Annotated in this window: 10 protein-coding genes and 1 pseudogene; 5 read left to right on the forward strand and 6 right to left on the reverse strand. The window is 74.2% G+C overall.

The genetic code is table 11. From position 1 onward, the window contains the following. Nucleotides 1–85: 85 nt before the first annotated feature. Entirely contained in the window at nucleotides 86–679 is a 594-nt protein-coding gene (locus ACFXGA_RS24360) for a dienelactone hydrolase family protein (RefSeq protein ID WP_378091416.1), read from the forward strand. Nucleotides 680–992: 313 nt separating this feature from the next. Here ACFXGA_RS24360 and ACFXGA_RS24365 read toward each other — a convergent pair whose 3' ends face one another. Together ACFXGA_RS24365 and ACFXGA_RS24370 are read right to left on the reverse strand one after the other, a co-directional pair. Next, entirely contained in the window at nucleotides 993–1331 is a 339-nt protein-coding gene (locus ACFXGA_RS24365) for a ricin-type beta-trefoil lectin domain protein (protein WP_378091389.1), read from the reverse strand. A gap of 226 nt (nucleotides 1332–1557) precedes the next feature. Next, nucleotides 1558–2715, reverse strand: a pseudogene (locus ACFXGA_RS24370) (beta-1,3-glucanase family protein); the annotation flags it as partial. A gap of 190 nt (nucleotides 2716–2905) precedes the next feature. Here ACFXGA_RS24370 and ACFXGA_RS24375 point away from each other — a divergent pair. After that, entirely contained in the window at nucleotides 2906–4120 is a 1215-nt protein-coding gene (locus tag ACFXGA_RS24375; protein ID WP_378091391.1) for a cysteine desulfurase-like protein, read from the forward strand. Nucleotides 4121–4198: 78 nt separating this feature from the next. On the opposite strand, the gene ACFXGA_RS24380 is transcribed toward ACFXGA_RS24375, so the two are convergent. The 3 genes from ACFXGA_RS24380 to ACFXGA_RS24390 form a co-directional block, all read right to left on the reverse strand. Then, nucleotides 4199–4822 carry an acetoacetate decarboxylase family protein gene (locus ACFXGA_RS24380; protein WP_378091393.1) on the reverse strand — a complete coding sequence of 208 codons (624 nt, stop codon included), beginning with the start codon at nucleotides 4820–4822 and terminating at the stop codon, nucleotides 4199–4201. Nucleotides 4823–4831: 9 nt separating this feature from the next. After that, nucleotides 4832–8437, reverse strand: coding sequence for a DEAD/DEAH box helicase (locus tag ACFXGA_RS24385; RefSeq protein WP_378091395.1), 3606 nt, complete (start codon nucleotides 8435–8437; stop codon nucleotides 4832–4834). Between the two features lie 161 nt (nucleotides 8438–8598). Then, a complete protein-coding gene (locus ACFXGA_RS24390) occupies nucleotides 8599–9729 on the reverse strand; it encodes an alkaline phosphatase family protein (RefSeq protein WP_378091397.1) in 1131 nt (376 codons plus the stop codon). A 37-nt stretch (nucleotides 9730–9766) separates the two neighbouring features. Here ACFXGA_RS24390 and ACFXGA_RS24395 point away from each other — a divergent pair, with 37 nt between their 5' ends. Continuing rightward, nucleotides 9767–10273 (forward strand): DinB family protein, encoded by a 507-nt coding sequence (locus tag ACFXGA_RS24395; RefSeq protein ID WP_378091399.1) that lies wholly within the window; start codon nucleotides 9767–9769, stop codon nucleotides 10271–10273. Between the two features lie 55 nt (nucleotides 10274–10328). Here the strand turns inward: ACFXGA_RS24395 and ACFXGA_RS24400 are convergent, their stop codons facing one another. Then, nucleotides 10329–12866: an HAD-IC family P-type ATPase gene (locus ACFXGA_RS24400; protein ID WP_378091401.1), complete on the reverse strand. Its 2538-nt coding sequence runs from the start codon at nucleotides 12864–12866 to the stop codon at nucleotides 10329–10331. Between the two features lie 321 nt (nucleotides 12867–13187). Between ACFXGA_RS24400 and ACFXGA_RS24405 the strand changes: the two genes are divergently transcribed. Together ACFXGA_RS24405 and ACFXGA_RS24410 are read left to right on the forward strand one after the other, a co-directional pair. Further along, a complete protein-coding gene (locus ACFXGA_RS24405; protein ID WP_378091403.1) occupies nucleotides 13188–15521 on the forward strand; it encodes a phosphoketolase in 2334 nt (777 codons plus the stop codon). Nucleotide 15522: 1 nt separating this feature from the next. Further along, nucleotides 15523–16593, forward strand: coding sequence for an acetate/propionate family kinase (locus tag ACFXGA_RS24410; RefSeq protein ID WP_378091405.1), 1071 nt, complete (start codon nucleotides 15523–15525; stop codon nucleotides 16591–16593). Nucleotides 16594–16721: the final 128 nt, after the last annotated feature.

Below are 16721 nucleotides of genomic sequence, written 5' to 3' on the forward strand. Positions count from 1 at the left end.
CCCGCCGCCGCGCCGAGCCACCCCCCCCCCCGCTCGCGGCGCGCGCCCCGCGGGGGGGGGGCGGGTCGGGCGGGGGGCCCCCCCCCTGGCCGCCGACCTCGGCATCCCACCGGACCCGGCCGGCGTGGTCGTGTTCGCGCACGGCTCGGGTAGCTCACGGCACAGCGAACGCAACCGCGCCGTAGCCGAGTCGCTGCGGCGCGACGGGTTCGCGACGCTGCTGCTCGACCTGCTGACCGAGCACGAGGACCGCGAGGACCGCGTCACGCGTCGGCACCGGTTCGACATCGAGCTGCTGGCGGAGCGGGTGGCGGCGGCGGTGGAGTGGGCGTCGCACGCCCGGCCGACGCGCGGCCTGCCGATCGGCCTGTTCGGCGCGAGCACGGGTGCGGCGGCACTGGTCGCGGCGGCCGGCACGTACCTGGTCCGCGCGGTCGTCTCACGCGGCGGACGGCCGGACCTCGCGGGCAGCGCCCTCGCACGGGTGCGCGCGCCGACGTTGCTGGTGGTCGGCGGCCGCGACGAGCAGGTGCTGGAGCTGAACCGCGAAGCGGCCGAGCGGCTGGTGGCGCCGAGGCGGCTCGAGGTGGTCGAGGGGGCGACCCACCTGTTCGAGGAGCCCGGCGCGTTGGAGGCGGTCGCCGAGCTCGCGGGCCGGTGGTTCCGTCAGTACCTGTGACGCGCCGGCCGTCGGCCCGGCCCTGTCCGCCGGCCCGGCCGAGACCGGGGGTGATTCGCAGACCGTGCCGAGGGGAAGGGGGCGGCTGCGGGTCGAGGGGTGCGCGGGGTGGCGGTTGGTTGCCGGCCTCGTTGTTTCAACCGACGTTCGAGGTTGACGATAACGGCGTTTTCTTTGATGAAGTTCTCAATGATCACCCGAAAGTGGCACGGGGGACGAGTGCGGCAGGTGGCGATCATCATGCCACTGACGTGCGGATTCGGCACGTGGAGGGCCGAGGGGCGTGGCGTGCCGCCCCTCGGCCCGAGCGGTCCTAGCCGCGTCGCCACTTCTGGTTGGCCGTGCCGGCGCACTCCCAGAGTTGCAGCACCGCGTCGTTGTTCGGGTTCCAGTCCGCGATGTCCACGCACTTGTTCGCCTGCGGGTTGACGAGGTCACCCGCCGCCGTCAGGACGAACTGCTGCGCGGGATTCCCGCTGCACCTCGCGACCTGGATCGCGGCTCCGTTGGCGGTCGAGCCCCAGGCCACGTCCATGCACATGTTGTTCTCCGTGCGCAGCGTCCCGCCGGTCCACTCCCACCGCTGGTTGGTCCCGCCGGTGCAGTCCCACACGATCAACCGCTGCCCGTCGGCGAAGTTCCAGTTCGGCACGTCGACGCACTTGCCGTGCCAGGCGCTGACGATGCTGCTCGTCGTTCACGGGCGGGGGAGTGGGGGCCCCCCCCCCGGAAGGGGGCCGGGTTGTAACGGCCCGACGGGGGGGGGCCGCGGGGGCCCTCCGCGACCTCGGCGGGCCCGCGGGGTCCTTTGTTGTCGGGGGTGGCGGGGGGGGGGGGGGCCCCCCCCCGCCCGTGACCGGCGTCAGGATGATCCCGGCCGAACGGGGGTCGCCGTCGTGCACCAGCGACTCCTGCGCCTGCACGTCGTCGAAGGCGAACCCGTACGCCTTGCCGTCCACCATGTTCCGGTGCACGAGCCGCGAGTAGTGGTTGGTGAGCGTCCCCTGGTAGAAGTCGGCGGGCCCGCCGCCGGGCTGGGTGTCGATCCGCCCGAGCGTGGACCGGTGCAGCGCGGCGCACAGCGTGCGCGCGATCGGCCCGACGACCTGGTCGTTGGGCGCGGCCAGCGCGCCGTCGCAGCCCCACACGTTCGCGGTCGACGGCTTGGCGAACGACGCCACCTGGCGACCGGACGAGTCCGTGAACGTCATGGTGTTGCCGGACGTGCGGCCGAAGTATCGGATGTCCGGCCGGTCGCCGAACGGCACGACGGTCAACGTCCTGCCGGTGTAGGCGTTCCACGCCTCCGTGATGTACGGGTCGAGGTAGTTGCGGTCGAACAGGCCGGCGTCGGCGGCCTTGCCGGGCGCGAGCACGCGCAGCACCGTGCCGTCGGCCCGCGTGCGCACGGTGTTCGCCCAGCCCGGTTGCGCGCGCAGCCCGTTGATCACGTTGTCGCGGCCGTTGGCGACCAGCTCCCCGGTCTTCTTGGTCACGCCGCTCGCGCCGGTCACGGTGACCGCGTGCGGCACGGCGAACTGGTCCACCTGGGAGCTGTTCAGCCACAGCCCGGCGTCGTTGTAGGTGAACTCGCTCCAGTCGAACAGGATGTCGCGGTTCGGGTCGCCGGACGACCACGGCGCGGGCTGCACCAGGCCGTCGGGCGTCAGGAAGAACTTCAGCTTGTCCCCGAACGACATGTAGACGCGACCGGAGATGAAGCGCGGCACGCGCAGCGTCACGCTGCCGCCGTTGGCGGGCCCCGCGATCGACACGTCCGGCGCGGGCACGGGCGGGTTGGCGCCGGGCGACCACGGCGTGAACACGCCCGCCTGGTTGACGTACCCGAGCCGCCCGCCGGGCCTGATGTCGGTGCCCAGGACGTACAGGTGGACGGCTTCGGGCCGGCCGCTGTGGTTGGTGACGGTGAGCGGCAGGAGGTCCGGTCCCGTGGCGGCGGCCGGCGCGGCGGCGGCCAGGGAGGCTGAGGTGGCCAGCGCGGCGACCGCGCCCAACCACTTCGTCAAGGTGCGCATCGGTGCGAACTCCTCGGTGCAGGGCAGGCTGATCCCACCCGCGGGCCGGGTTCAGGGCGGCCGGCGGGCGGCGGTCCCACGACGTCGTGAGAGCGCTTCCATAGGGTTGTTCGGTGGTCCGACCACTGTCAAGGGCGGAAAGTGACCCCGGCCACTGGAGTCGCATGTGGAAGGCGGTCAGAGTGGCGGCATGACCTACGACGTCGAGTCCGTCCGCGCCCGCTTCCCGTCCCTGGCCACCGGCACCGCGCACTTCGACGGACCGGGCGGTTCCCAGGTGCCCGCCGTCGTCGCCGACGCGGTGCGGGACGCCCTCACCTCGTCCCTGGCCAACCGCGGCGTGGTGACCGCCGCCGAACGCGCCGCCGACGCGATCGTGCTGGACGCCCGCCGCGCGATGGGCGACCTCCTCGGCGCGGACCCGGCGGGCGTGGTGTTCGGGCGCAGCATGACCCAGCTGACCTACGACTTCGCCCGCACGCTGGCGCGCACCTGGCGGCCCGGCGACGAAGTGGTGGTGACGAGGCTCGACCACGACGCGAACGTGCGGCCGTGGGCGCAGGCCGCGGAGGCGGTCGGGGCGGTGGTGCGGTGGGTCGGGTTCGACCCGGCGACCGGCGAGCTGGACGACGTGGCCGAGGCCCTGTCGGACCGGACCCGGCTGGTGGCCGTCACGGCCGCGTCGAACCTGATCGGCACCCGCACGCCGGTGGCGGACATCGTCGCGTCGGCGCACGCGCGCGGGGCGTTGTGCTACGTGGACGGCGTGCACTTCGCGGCCCATCACGCGGTGGACGTGGCGGCGCTCGGGGCGGACTTCTTCGCGTGCTCGCCGTACAAGTTCTTCGGGCCGCACTGCGGTGTGGTGGCGGGGCGTCCGGAGGTGTTGGCGGACCTGCGGCCGGACAAGCTGCTGCCCTCGCCGGACGCGGTGCCGGAGCGGTTCGAGCTGGGCACGTTGCCGTACGAGATCCTGGCCGGCTGCACGGCCGCGGTCGACTTCATCGCCGACCTGGCCCCCACCGACGCGACCCGCGCCCAGGGTGGGCGTCGTGCGCGGATCGAGGCGTCGCTGGCGGCGGTCGGCGGGCACGAGGACCGGTTGCGCGAACGGGTCGAAGCGGGGTTGCGGGAGTTGCCGGGCGCGGTCGTGTGGTCGCGGGCCGGGTCGCGCACGCCGACGGTGCTGGTGACGTTCGAGGGCCACGCGGCCGCGGACGCGTACCGGCACCTCGCGGGGTTGGGCGTGAACGCGCCGGCCGGGTCGTTCTACGCGATCGAGACGTCCCGGTGGCTCGGGCTCGGCGACACCGGCGGCCTGCGCGTCGGGCTCGCGCCGTACTCGACCGACGCCGAGGTGGACCGCCTGCTCGACGGGCTGGCGGACTTCCTGCGCCGTGCGTGACGTCGACCGCCGTGCGTGACGTCGGTCGCCGTGCCTGACGTCGGTCGCCGTGCCTGACGTCGGCCGCCGCGGCTGACGTCAACCGCCGGGGCGACCTCCGCGACGGCGCGGCCCGAACCGCATCCTCATCCGGCGGACGGCGACGCCGACCAGCGGCCGGTGGGGGAGCAGCCAGGCGAGCGGCCCCGCCGGGTCGATCCGCCAGGCGGCGCGCACCGGGGTCACGAGACCCGAGGCGCGCAGCGGCGTGCGGGCGACGTCGTCACCGAGCGCCTGCCACGTCGACGCGACCGCCGCCAGCCACACGCCGAACCGCGGCGAACGGGCGCGGACCGACGCGACCGGGCCGCGCCCGTCCCGCGCGGACGCGGTGAGGCCGTCGCCGTCCCACTCGAACGCGGCCCGTTCCTTGGGGATGCCCCACAGCTCCCGGCCACCCGCCCGCGACGCCTCGCTGTCCACCCAGATGTGCGTGATCGACACCCCGACCCTCGGGCCGCGCCGCACCAGCACGGCCGCCAGCACCTCGTGGTACGCCATGCCGGGCGGCCGGTAGTCCACGAACGCCGTGCCGACCACCGCCCGCCCGACCAGGGTCACCGGACGCGCGGGCAGCGGCGGCAGCTGAGTCGCCCGCACCAGCCACACCGCCACGCATCCGCGCCCGTTCAGCCGCCACGGCTCCGGTGGGTAGCCCGCCATCGGGGAACCTCAACTCCCCCTCGACGGCGCGGGTCGGGCCGCCAGGCCGAGCCCGCGACGCGCACGACGTGCCGGTGGCGGAGGCTCGGCCCCGGTGGACGTCGGGAGACCGGTGTAGGCGTCGAGCCACCCGGTCGCGCGGTAGTCGCCCCGCCGGGTGAACACGGCGACTCCGGCCCCGGCCGCGTCGTCGTCCTCCACCACCGGGTACGCGACGGTCGCCGACGACGTCGGCGCGGTCCACGTCCGGCCGCGCCACGCGATCACGGACGCGCCCGTGCCGCCGGTCGCGGTGGCGCTGTCGGCGTGCGCGGCGAGGGTGTAGTTCGTCGTGCGCTCCCGCAGCAACGCGGTGTAGCCGGCGTGGTCGAGCACGCAGCCCGCCGGCGACCGCCCCGGCGGCCAGTCCGGCGCGCGGACTCCCCGCGCGACCGCCGACCGCCACAGCTCCGGCACCACGTCCCTGAGGTGGGCGCGGGTGGCCATCTCCTCGCACATCCACAGCAGCCGGCCGGCGCCGCGTCCGGGCGCGAGGCTCCGCCAGCGGACGCGGTGGTCGAGGTCGGCGGCCACGATCGCGATCCACGGGTGCACCGTGCCGAGCACGCCCTGCGCGGCCAGCCACGCCAGGAACCTCGGCGCCTGCTCGTACACCGGGTGCAGGGTCGCCAGCGGGATGCCGGCGGCGACCCGGCGACGTGCGGAGTCGAACAGGTGCGGTGACCGGGCCGCGAGCAGCAGCGCCGCCCACGCCAGGTCGCCCGGCGCGGTCGTCGTCTGCGACCCCAGGCCCTTCACCGACGTCGTGTTCGTGATCTGCGACGTCTTGCCGCCCGCCTTGATCACGGTGGCGACCGCGGGCCGCACCGGCTCCGGCACCGGGATCCCGGCCAGGTCGCGCACCGCGACCGAGAGCACCAGGCTGAGCGCGTTCTCCGCCTCGTCCGGGTCGTGCGGGACCGGCAACAGGCCCAACGTGCGGCGCAACCGGTGCCCGGTGTGGGTGGACACCATCATCCGCGCGGTCAGCCGGCCCAGCTCGGTGATGCCGAGCCGGCCGTCGGTCAGCGTCAGGTGGCCCTCGTCCACGAGGAACGCCACGGCATCCTGCACCGGTTCCAGGTCGTCGTCCCCCTGCGCGTACGCCAGCGTCTCCACCCACCACGCCTGCGCGTCGTCCATCGTGCCGATCCGGCCCTGCAACACCTCGGCCAGCACGTGGTCGGGCAGCGACTCGCGGATCCGCGAGTACACCGAGTAGCCCGCCACCAGCCTGGTCTGCCAGTCGGCGCGCTGCGTCTCGTCCACTAGCAGGTACGACCAGCCCTCCGTCTCGCCCGCGCCGATGCGCCCGGCCCGGCCGAACATCTGCAGCACGGTCGAGGTGTCGATCGGCTCGCCGCCGATGGAGACGTCCCGGACGATCACCGCCCGCGCCGGCAGGTTCACGCCCGCCGCGACGGTGGACGTGGCGACCAGGACGTCCGCCTCACGGGCCCGGAACGCGCGTTCGGCCGCGTGTTTGTGCTCGTAGTCGGCGTAGTGCAGCCGGACGCCCACCTCCGCGCACGCCTTGGTGAGGCCGTCGACGTCGTCGGCGGCGACGGTGTGCACGGGTGCGCCCCGGTCCGCGGCGATCGCCATCGCGGTCGAGCGGACGTTGCGCTTCGACCCGCAGAACACCAGCACGCTGCCGCCCTCGGCGGTGTGCCGGTGGGTCAGGTCGAGCACGACCTGCTCGCGCAGGCGGTTGTTCGCGGTGAAGCCCGAGGCGGCCGGGATCGTCGGCAGCTGCCAGGTGACCTTCGACGGCCGCCAGGTCGTGGCGACCAGGTCCGCCTCCAGCCACTCGGCCACCTCGGCCGCGTTGGACACCGTGGCCGACAGCCCGACGATCCGGACCGGCGAGTCCGCGCCGCGGACGCGGGCCAGCAGCGCTTCCAGCAGCGCGCCGCGGTGGGGGCTGCCGAGCAGGTGGATCTCGTCCACGACGAGGCAGCCGACCTCGCCGAGGGCCGCCTGGAGGGAACTGGCGCGGCAGATCGCCTCGAACTTCTCGGTGGTGGCCACCCAGAGGTCGGCCGCCTTGACCGCCTCGACGTCGACGGCGTACTCGCCGGACAGGCGTTCGACGCGCAGGCCCTCGGTGCGCCACGTCTCCAGTTCGCGGTCGAGTTCGTCGGTGAGCGAGCGTTGCGGGACGAGCCAGGCGGCCTTGCGGCCTTCGTGCAGGATCGCCTTCAGCGCGGCCAGCATGCCCATCGCGGTCTTGCCCGCGCCGGTCGGCGCGGTGATCAGCACGTGGGAGTCGCCGTCCACCAGGTGGGGCGCGGCCTGGGCCTGCGCGGGGTTGAGCACGGGGAACGGCAGGAACCGCGCCCAGTCGGCGGGGACGTGGCGGGTGACCGGGACCGGGTCCGGCACGTCCGCCGGGTCGACCGGTTCGTGCAGGTCCCAGAGCATGCCGAAGGCCAGCCGAGCCGCCCGCGCGCCGTCGCCGACCACCGACTCGCACCGCTCCGGCACCACCCCGCCGACGTCGGACAGCCACGCCGTGGCGGACGTGGTGGAGACCTCCTCCTGCTCCAGCCAGTGCCGGACGGCGCGGAACGGCACGCCCGCGGCGGTCAGGCGGTTGCGCAAATCGGAGAATTCGGACGAATCGGGCAAAACGACCCGCGCGTCCACACCGGGCGGCACGTCGGGGACCGCGAGCGCCGGATCGACCGTCTTGCACCACCACACGGGCCGCGATTCCAACGCCGCCAGCGCCGGCGGCAGGACCGGGGCGTCGGCGACGCGTGCGGCGGGCGCGACCTCCGAGCCGCTGAGGATGGACCGGATGCGCGCCGCCATGGCGACCGTGGACACCCGCCGCCTGGGACGGGCCTCCGGTGCGCTGCCGTCGCCGGCTTCGCCGCCGGTCGCCGCGGTGCCGTCCGGGGAATCGTCGGCCGTCGCGCCGTTGGCCGACGGCGGGTTGCCGGTTGTCGCGGGACCGCGCGCCGCGGTGTCGATTACCGCGTTCGTGTCGTTCGACCTGCCGGTTTCCGCGTCGCCGGCCTCGCCGCCGGGCACGGTCGTCGCGGCGTGGTCCGGCGTGTCGAAGGGCGCGTCGTGGCCGCCGGCCCGCGGTCGTGCGGTTTTCCGGCCGGTCGGGCGGGTCGTCGGGGCGGGGTCGGGGTCGCGGGTGGCCGGGGAGTTGGCCGGGGGTGGCGGGGTGGTCGGGCGGGGGTGGGTGGTGCGAGGGGTGCGGGAGGCGCGGGCCAGGGCTTCCAGCTGCGCGTCTTCGGCGAGGCGGCGGGTGACGGCGGCGGGGCGCAGGTCGCCGAGGACGGAGCGTTGGGCGAGCTTCAGCTCCCGCAGCGTGAACGACGCGGGGCAGGCGGGGCAGGCGACGGCGGCCTGGAGTTGTTGGCGGCCGCGGTCGGGGTGGGCGCGGTAGAGGCCGTGGAGTTCGCCTTCGCAGTTCGGGCAGCGGCGGTCGATGGGGACCGGCGAGAGCTGCCAGCCCGGCTCGGCGTAGCGCGCGATCGCGGGGTCCGGGCGGGTGCCCCACCTGGCTTCCACGACCCCGGCGACGGACGTGTCCACCACGGGTGACCCGTGCTCCACTCGTCGCCTCCGTCCCGGCCGCCTGCCCCCGGCGGCCGACACGTGATGCTATGCCGAACGCGGACCGGGCGGTTCCGGCGGTGACGGGGCGGGGTGGTCGGCGCTCGGTCTGGTCCAACCGAGGATGGGTAACAGTGTTTCCGTACATTTCCGGGCCATGATCACCCGATCGTGTGCAGGACCGGGATGTGCTGTTCCTCCTCCGTCAGGGAGCCGTGGTGCCCCACGAACGTAGTGAGCCCCGGCTCGACGCGCGAGCGGACCAGGGCGAGGGAGTCCTTGGCGGCCACGACGAGGTCGCCGATGCGCGGCAGCACGTGCCCGGCCACGGTGGGACCGAACCAGCCCGCGGCGACGGCTTCCGACCGTGACGCGATCCACGCCCGGTCGCCCAACCGTTCCTCCCACCTCGACCGGACCGCGTCGGGAGTGGAGGTGTAGACGTGCCGGACCCGGGCCTCGCCGCCGAACGCGCGCACCCCGTCCCGCAGCTCGTCGTCGGTGTCCAGGTCGACGGGATCGGCGACCCGCACCATGCCGTGGTCGGCCGTCACGACCAGCGCGCCACCGGGCGGCAGGCCGTCCGCCACCGCCGCGGCCAGCCGGTCCACGAACCGCAACTGCCACCGCCACGGGTCGCTGCCCGGCCCGTACACGTGCCCGAGCGCGTCGAGGTCCGCGTGGTAGGCGTAGCAGAGCACCCGGTCGGCCGACCGCAACGCCTCGGCCACGCGCGTCACCAGGTCGCCGAACCCGAGCACGCCCCCGAACCGGCCACCGCGCAGCACCGCCCGCGACAGACCGCTGCCCTTCTGGTCGCGGGGCAGCACGAGCCGCACCTCCACGCCCGCGTCGGCCGCCGCCTCGAACGCCGTCCGCCGCGGCTGCACCTCCTCCGGCACGAGCACCGACCGCAGGTCGACGTGCTCCGCCGCCCCGTACCGGGACCAGCGCAACGCGTTCAGCACCTCGTCGCCGTGCGCGAACGAGTAGCCGACCAGCCCGTGCTCACCGGTCGGCAATCCGGTGCCCAGGGCGGCCAGGCTCGACGCCGTGGTGGACGGGAACCCGGCGGTGATCGGACCACCGGCCAACGACGCCAGGAACGGCGCGTCGCCCTCGTGCTCCCGCAGCAGCCGCCACCCGAGACCGTCCACGAGCAGCACGCACACCCGCCGCGGCCCGGACACGCCCAGCACGTCGACCATCCCGGGGACGCCGAGCCCGGCGAGCAGTGACGGGACGACGTCGGCCAGCGATCCGCTCCCGTACCGGGGCACCACGGGGTCCATGCCGCCCGACCCTAGCCCGCCGGGGAACGATGTCCCCATGACGACCGAACGGATCAGCCCGCCGCTGCGCGGGGGCGAGCGGGAGACGCTGCGCGCGTTCCTCGACCACCACCGCGCCACCCTGGCCCTGAAGTGCGACGGGTTGACCACGGAGGACCTGCGCCGCCGGTCCGTGCCGTCGTCCACGTTGTCGCTGCTCGGCCTGGTCCGGCACATGGCCGAGGTCGAGCGGACCTGGTTCCGGCGGGTGATCAACAACGAGGACGTGCCGCTGGTGTGGTCGCCCGACGGCGACTTCCAGGCCGCCTACGACGACTCCGGGGCCACCCGGTCCGAGGCGTTCGAGGCGTGGCGGGCGGAGGTCGCGCACGCGCGCCGCATCGAACGGGAGGCCGAGTCGCTCGACGTCGCCGGCCACCACGCGCGCTGGGGCGAGGACGTGTCGTTGCGCCTGGTCATGCTGCACCTGATCCACGAGTACGCCCGGCACAACGGGCACGCGGACCTCCTGCGCGAAGGCATCGACGGCACGGTGGGCGTGTGACGTCACGGGGGACCGCCGGGTCTTCGTGGATGGGGGTCGTGCCGGGAGTGCGAGGTCATGGATCCCCCTGGTGGGTAGTGGTGGACAACGGGTCGGGTGGTTCGGCGGTGTGGACGGGGCGCAGGACGACGCGGCCCACGAGCTCGACCGCTGCCGCCGCCACCGCGCCGATCGCCAGCCCGACCAGCAGTCGTTGCGGTGTCACGGCCAGCAGGAACACGTCGGTCGCCAGCAGCGGCACGGCGAGGATCACGGCGGCCGCCGTGGCGAGGCCGGCCAGCAGCACGACCTTCCAGCCGGCCAGTGGACGCGCCAGCAGCGACAACGTCCACAGCGACGCCGCCAGCACCACCACCGTCGCCACCGTCCGACCGGCCGCCGTGCCGCCGGGCGGGTCGAGGGCTCGGATCGCCAGGTCGCCCGCGAACGCCGCCAACCCGATCACCACCCCGGTGGGCACGGCCAGGCGCAGCACCCGGCCGAGGAAGCCCGGCACGTAACGGCGGTGGTTCGGGCCGAGGGCCAGCACGAAGCCCGGCACGCCGATCGTCAGCGCCGAGATCATGGTCAGCTGGATCGGGGCCAACGGGTAGGCGACGCCGCTCACCAGCACGACCAGCGCCAGCACCAGCGAGTACGCGTTCTTCACCAGGAACAGGTTCGCCGCGCGCTCGATGTTGGCGATCACCCGGCGTCCTTCCGCGACCACGTCCGGCAGGTGGGCGAACCGGCTGTCCAGCAGCACCAGTTGCGCCACCGCCTTCGTCGCCGCGGCCCCGTTGCCCATCGCCACGCCGATGTCGGCGTCCTTCAACGCCATCGCGTCGTTGACCCCGTCACCGGTCATCGCGACCACGTGCCCGCGCCGCTGCAACGCGCCCACCACGGCCCGCTTCTGCCCCGGCGTGACGCGCCCGAACACGGCGGAGGTCTCCAGCACGTCGGCCAGCTCGTCCGGGTCCTCGGGCAACGTGCGGGCGTCCACCGCCTCGCCCGCCGCCGAGATGCCCGGCACGCCGACCGACACCGCGACCGCGCCCACGGTGCGCGGGTTGTCACCGGAGATCACCCGCAGCGTGACGCCCTGGTCGGCGAAGTACCGCACCGCGTCGGGGGCGTCGTCGCGGACCCGCTCGGCCAGCACCACCAGCGCCCGTTCGGCGAGACCCGCGGGCAGGGACGCGTCACCCCCGGAAGAGCCCCCGTCCGGGCCGGTGGCGGAGCCGGAGGAGTGGCCGGCGGGGGAGCCGGAGGTCGGGCCGCCGGGCGGGGCGGCGGTGGCGGCCGGCGGCGGGTCCGTCGAGCTGGTGGAGGCGGACGGCGGGCCGGTCGAGTCGGTGGAGGCCAGGACCAGCACCCGCTTGCCCTGCGCCGCGAGGTCGGCGGCGCGGTCCACCGCCGGCCCGCCGGCCGGGAACACCATCTCCGGTGCGCCCACCACCCACGTGCCGTGACCGTCGGTGTCCACAGAGGACCACTTGCGGGCCGAGGAGAACGGCACGCCGCCGGTGCGCCGCCACGTGGTCTCGCGGAACGTCCCGGCCAGCGCGGCCGAGGTCGCGTTCGCGTCCGGCGCGGTCGCCAGCAGCGCCAGCGCTTCCCGTACCTCCTCTCGTGGACCGTCCGTGATCAGGGAGTCGAACACGATGTCGCCGTGGGTGAGCGTGCCCGTCTTGTCCAGGCAGACGACGTCGACCCGGGCCAGCACCTCGACCGCGGGCAGTTCCTGCACCAGCGTCCGCCGCCCCGCCAGGGTCACCGCCGCCACCATGAACGCCAGGCTCGTGAGCAGCACCAACCCTTCCGGGACCATGCCGACCAGCGCCGCCACCGCGCCGGTCAGCGCCTCCTGCCAGCCGCTCGTGTCCGGGCTGCGCAACTGGCTCCACAGCAGCAGCGGACCGACCACCAGCATCAGCAACGAGATCCACCGCAGCAGCGTGTTGGTGCCCGCCACCAACTCCGACCGGACCACGGTGAACCGGCGGGCCTCCGCGGTGAGCCGCGTCGCGTAGGACTCCGCGCCGACCGCCGTGGCCTGGAACGCGCCCGACCCGGCCACCACGATCGAGCCGGACCGCACCTCGTCGCCGACCGCCTTGTGCACCGGCTCCGACTCGCCGGTCAGCAGCGACTCGTCCACCTCGAGCCCGTCCGCCGCCGTCACCACGCCGTCCGCCACGACCTGGTCGCCGGTGCGGAGCCCGATCAGGTCGTCGGCCACCACCTCGCCGACGGCGATCTCGGACGTCGCGCCGTCACGGGTCACCCTGGCGCGCGGCGCGTTGAGCACGGCGAGCCGGTCGAGGGTGCGCTTGGCCCGCAGCTCCTGCACGACGCCGATCGCCGTGTTCGCCACCACGACGAGCCCGAACAGGCCGTTCTGCCACCGGCCCGTCGCGAGGATGACCAGGAACAACGCCGTCAGCAGCCCGTTGAACGGCGTGATGACGTTCGCCCGGACGATCTGCCCGACGCCGCGGCTGGTGCCCGTGGTGACCGCGTTGGTCCGCCCGGCCCCGACCCGCTCCGCGACCTCCGCCGAGGTCAACCCCTCCGGGCGGGTCACCCGCCCGTCGGCGACCCCGGACATGCGCACCTCCCGCGCTCCGACCGGGGTCCATCGTCACCCGGCCCGCGCGCTCCCGCCCGTCCGCCGGCGGACCGACGCGCGCGAAAGCCGGGTCCGGACACGTGCGGGACGCGGGAACGAGCGACCGGACGCGGCCACCGTGCCCAGGGGACGGGACGGGACGGGGAATGACGGTGGAGGAGAAGTTCATGGCAGGAACGGTATTCGAACTTCCGTTCAGCGGTCATCACTCGAACAGGGGCGTAGATGATCACTATCGGGCGATGTTCGGCGTGTCCGCTCGAGTTTCGGCCGGCGGTGCGGGGAGCTAGCGTCGGTGCCATGCCGTCGACCGACCACACCGCGGACGACCTGGACCTGCTGGACGCCTACTGGCGCGCCGCCAACTACCTCTCCGTCGGGCAGATCTACCTGCTCGACAACCCGCTGCTGCGGGAACCCCTGCGCCCCGAGCACGTCAAGCCGCGCCTGCTCGGCCACTGGGGCACCACCCCCGGCCTCAACCTCCTCTACGCGCACATGAACCGCGCGATCCGGCAACGCGACCTCAACGCCTTCTACGTCACCGGCCCCGGCCACGGCGGCCCCGGCCTCGTCGCGAACGCCTACCTGGAGGGCACCTACAGCGAGGTGTACTCCACCATCGGCGAGGACGTCGACGGCCTGCGCGCGCTGTTCCGCCAGTTCTCCTTCCCCGGCGGCATCCCGAGCCACGTCGCGCCCGAGACGCCGGGCTCGATCCACGAGGGCGGCGAGCTGGGCTACGCGCTCCTGCACGCCTACGGCGCGGTGTTCGACAACCCCGACCTGCTGGCGTTGTGCGTGGTCGGCGACGGCGAGGCGGAGACCGGTCCGCTGGCCGCGAGCTGGCACTCGAACAAGTTCCTCGACCCGTCCCGCGACGGCGTGGTGCTGCCCGTGCTGCACCTCAACGGCTACAAGATCGCCAACCCCACGGTGTTGTCGCGCATCCCGGACGACGAGCTGGCCTCGTTGCTGCGCGGCTACGGGCACACACCGCACTTCGTGGCCGGCGACGAGCCGAAGGCGGTGCACGAGCAGCTGGCGTCCACCCTGGACCGGGTGCTGGACGACATCGCGGAGATGAAGACGTCCCGGCAACGCCCGCCGTGGCCGATGATCGTGCTGCGCACCCCGAAGGGGTGGACCGGACCGCGCGAAGTGGACGGTCGTCAGGTCGAGGGCACGTTCCGCGCGCACCAGGTGCCGCTGGCCGCCACCCGCACCGACGCCGGCCACCGCGCGCAGCTGGAGGAGTGGCTGCGCGGCTACCGGCCCGAGGAGCTGTTCGACGAGAACGGCCGGCTGGCGCCGGAGTTGCGGGCCCTCGCGCCGACCGGCGACCGGCGGATGAGCGCCAACCCGCACACGAACGGCGGACGCCTGCTGCGCGACCTGCGGATGCCCGACTTCCGCGACCACGCGGTGCCCGTGACCCGCCCCGCGGTGGAGAGCAGCGAGGCGACCAAGGTGCTCGGCGGGTTCCTGCGGGACGTGGTGCGCCGCAACCCGGACAACTTCCTGGTGTTCGGGCCGGACGAGGTGGCGTCCAACCGGCTGTCCGGGCTGTTCGAGGTGACGGGCCGCAAGTGGTGGGCCGGCGTCGAGCCGGGCGACGACCACCTCGCGCCGGACGGCCGGGTGCTGGAGGTGCTGTCCGAGCACCTGTGCCAGGGCTGGCTGGAGGGCTACCTGCTGACCGGCAGGCACGGCCTGTTCACCAGCTACGAGGCGTTCATCCACATCGTCGACTCGATGCTCAACCAGCACGCCAAGTGGTTGAAGACGACCCGCGTCATCCCGTGGCGCGCGCCGCTGGCGTCGTTGAACTACCTGCTGTCGTCGCACGTGTGGCGGCAGGACCACAACGGCTTCAGCCACCAGGACCCCGGTTTCCTGGACCACGTGGTGAACAAGAAGGCCGAGATCGTCCGCGTGTACCTGCCGCCGGACACCAACACGCTGCTGTCGGTGATGGACCACTGCCTGCGCAGCCGGCACTACGTGAACGTGGTCGTGGCGGGCAAGCAGCCCGCGCTGACCTACCTGGACATGCCCGACGCCATCGCGCACTGCACGCGCGGCCTCGGCATCTGGGACTGGGCGGGCACCACCGAGGGCGAGCCGGACGTGGTGCTGGCGTGCGCGGGCGACATCCCGACGCTGGAGACGCTGGCGGCGGCGAAGCTGCTGCGCGAGCACCTTCCCGACCTGAAGGTCCGGGTGGTGAACGTGGTGGACCTGATGCGCCTGCAGCCGGACACCGAGCACCCGCACGGCCTGCCCGACCGCGACTTCGACGCGTTGTTCACCGCCGACAAGCCGGTGGTGTTCGCGTTCCACGGCTACCCGTGGCTGATCCACCGCCTCACCTACCGCCGCACGAACCACGCCAACCTGCACGTGCGCGGCTACCGGGAGGAGGGCACCACGACCACGCCGTTCGACATGGTGATGCTCAACGACCTCGACCGGTTCCACCTGGTCATGGACGTGATCGACCGGGTGCCGTCGCTGGGCGGGGCGGCGGCGTCGCTGCGGCAGCGCATGGCCGACGCCCGGCTCGCGGCCCGCCGGCACACCCGCGAGCACGGCGAGGACGACCCGGCCATTTCCGGCTGGACGTGGAGCTGACGTGCGGGTCCTGGTGGTCAACGCGGGCTCGTCCAGCCTGAAGCTGCGGTTGCTCGCGGCCGACGACCGGGTGGAGCGCACGGCGGACGTGGAGCCGGACCCGGCGCGCCTCGGCGAGGTGCTGGACGACTGGCCGACACCGGACGCCGTGGGGCACCGGGTGGTGCACGGCGGCACGCGGTTCACCGACCCCGTGGTGCTGGACGACCTGGTGCGGCAGGCGCTGGTCGACCTGACCTCGCTCGCGCCGCTGCACCAGCCGAAGTCGTTGGCCGGGTTGGACGCGGTGCACCGGCTGCTCCCGGACGTGCCGGCGGTGGCGTGCTTCGACACCGCGTTCCACACCACGATCCCCGCCGCGGCGGCGACCTACGCCGTGCCGAGGCGGTGGCGCGAGCGGTACGCGATCCGCCGCTACGGCTTCCACGGCCTGTCGCACGCCTACTGCGCGCGCCGGGTGGCCGAGCTGGCGCCGCCCGCTCCGCGGATCGTCACGTGCCACCTGGGCGCGGGCGCGTCGCTGGCCGCGATCGCCGACGGGCGCAGCGTCGACACCACCATGGGGTTCACCCCGTTGGAGGGCCTGGTGATGGCCACCCGGTCGGGCACGGTGGACCCCGGCCTGGTGCTGTGGCTGGAGGAGCACGAGGAGTTGTCCCCGCACGAGGTCGCGACGGCGTTGGAGGAGGAGTCGGGGCTCACCGCGCTGGCCGGGACCGGTGACCTGCGCGAGATCGACGCGGCGGCGGCCGGCGGCGACGCGGACGCCGTGCTGGCGCTGGACGTCTACACGCACCGGCTGGCCGGCGGCGTCGCGGCCATGGCCGCCGCGCTGGGCGGCCTGGACGTGCTCGCGTTCACCGGCGGCGTGGGGGAGGGGTCGGCCGCGGTGCGCCGCCGCGCCGCCGAGCGGCTGGCGTTCCTCGGCGTCGCGATCGACCCCGAGGGCAACGAGCGGGCCGACGGCGACACCGAGATCACGGGAACGGGCGCGACGGCGCGGGCTTTCGTCGTCGCCGCGCGTGAGGACCTGGAGATCGCGCACGGCACGCGGGCCGCGTTGAGGGCCTGACGGTTTTTCCATGCGGAGAACCCCGCGGGGCGGCCCGGGGGCGGGGGGGGCGCCGCGGGGGGTGGCCCCAGGGTTTTTTTTTTATGTGGGGGGGGGGGGGGCTTTTTGGGGGGACCCGGCCAAACCGT

The organism is Actinosynnema sp. NPDC059335 (genome assembly GCF_042752395.1).
Lineage (GTDB): Bacteria > Actinomycetota > Actinomycetes > Mycobacteriales > Pseudonocardiaceae > Actinosynnema.

Excerpts from the sequence above, each read along its gene's own strand:
- ACFXGA_RS24375 (WP_378091391.1), top strand. The coding sequence starts at position 2,906 with ATGACCTACGACGTCGAGTCCGTCCGCGCCCGCTTCCCGTCCCTGGCC.
- ACFXGA_RS24380 (WP_378091393.1), bottom strand. The coding sequence starts at position 4,822 with ATGGCGGGCTACCCACCGGAGCCGTGGCGGCTGAACGGGCGCGGATGC.
- ACFXGA_RS24390 (WP_378091397.1), bottom strand. The coding sequence starts at position 9,729 with ATGGACCCCGTGGTGCCCCGGTACGGGAGCGGATCGCTGGCCGACGTC.
- ACFXGA_RS24395 (WP_378091399.1), top strand. The coding sequence starts at position 9,767 with ATGACGACCGAACGGATCAGCCCGCCGCTGCGCGGGGGCGAGCGGGAG.
- ACFXGA_RS24400 (WP_378091401.1), bottom strand. The coding sequence starts at position 12,866 with ATGTCCGGGGTCGCCGACGGGCGGGTGACCCGCCCGGAGGGGTTGACC.
- ACFXGA_RS24405 (WP_378091403.1), top strand. The coding sequence starts at position 13,188 with ATGCCGTCGACCGACCACACCGCGGACGACCTGGACCTGCTGGACGCC.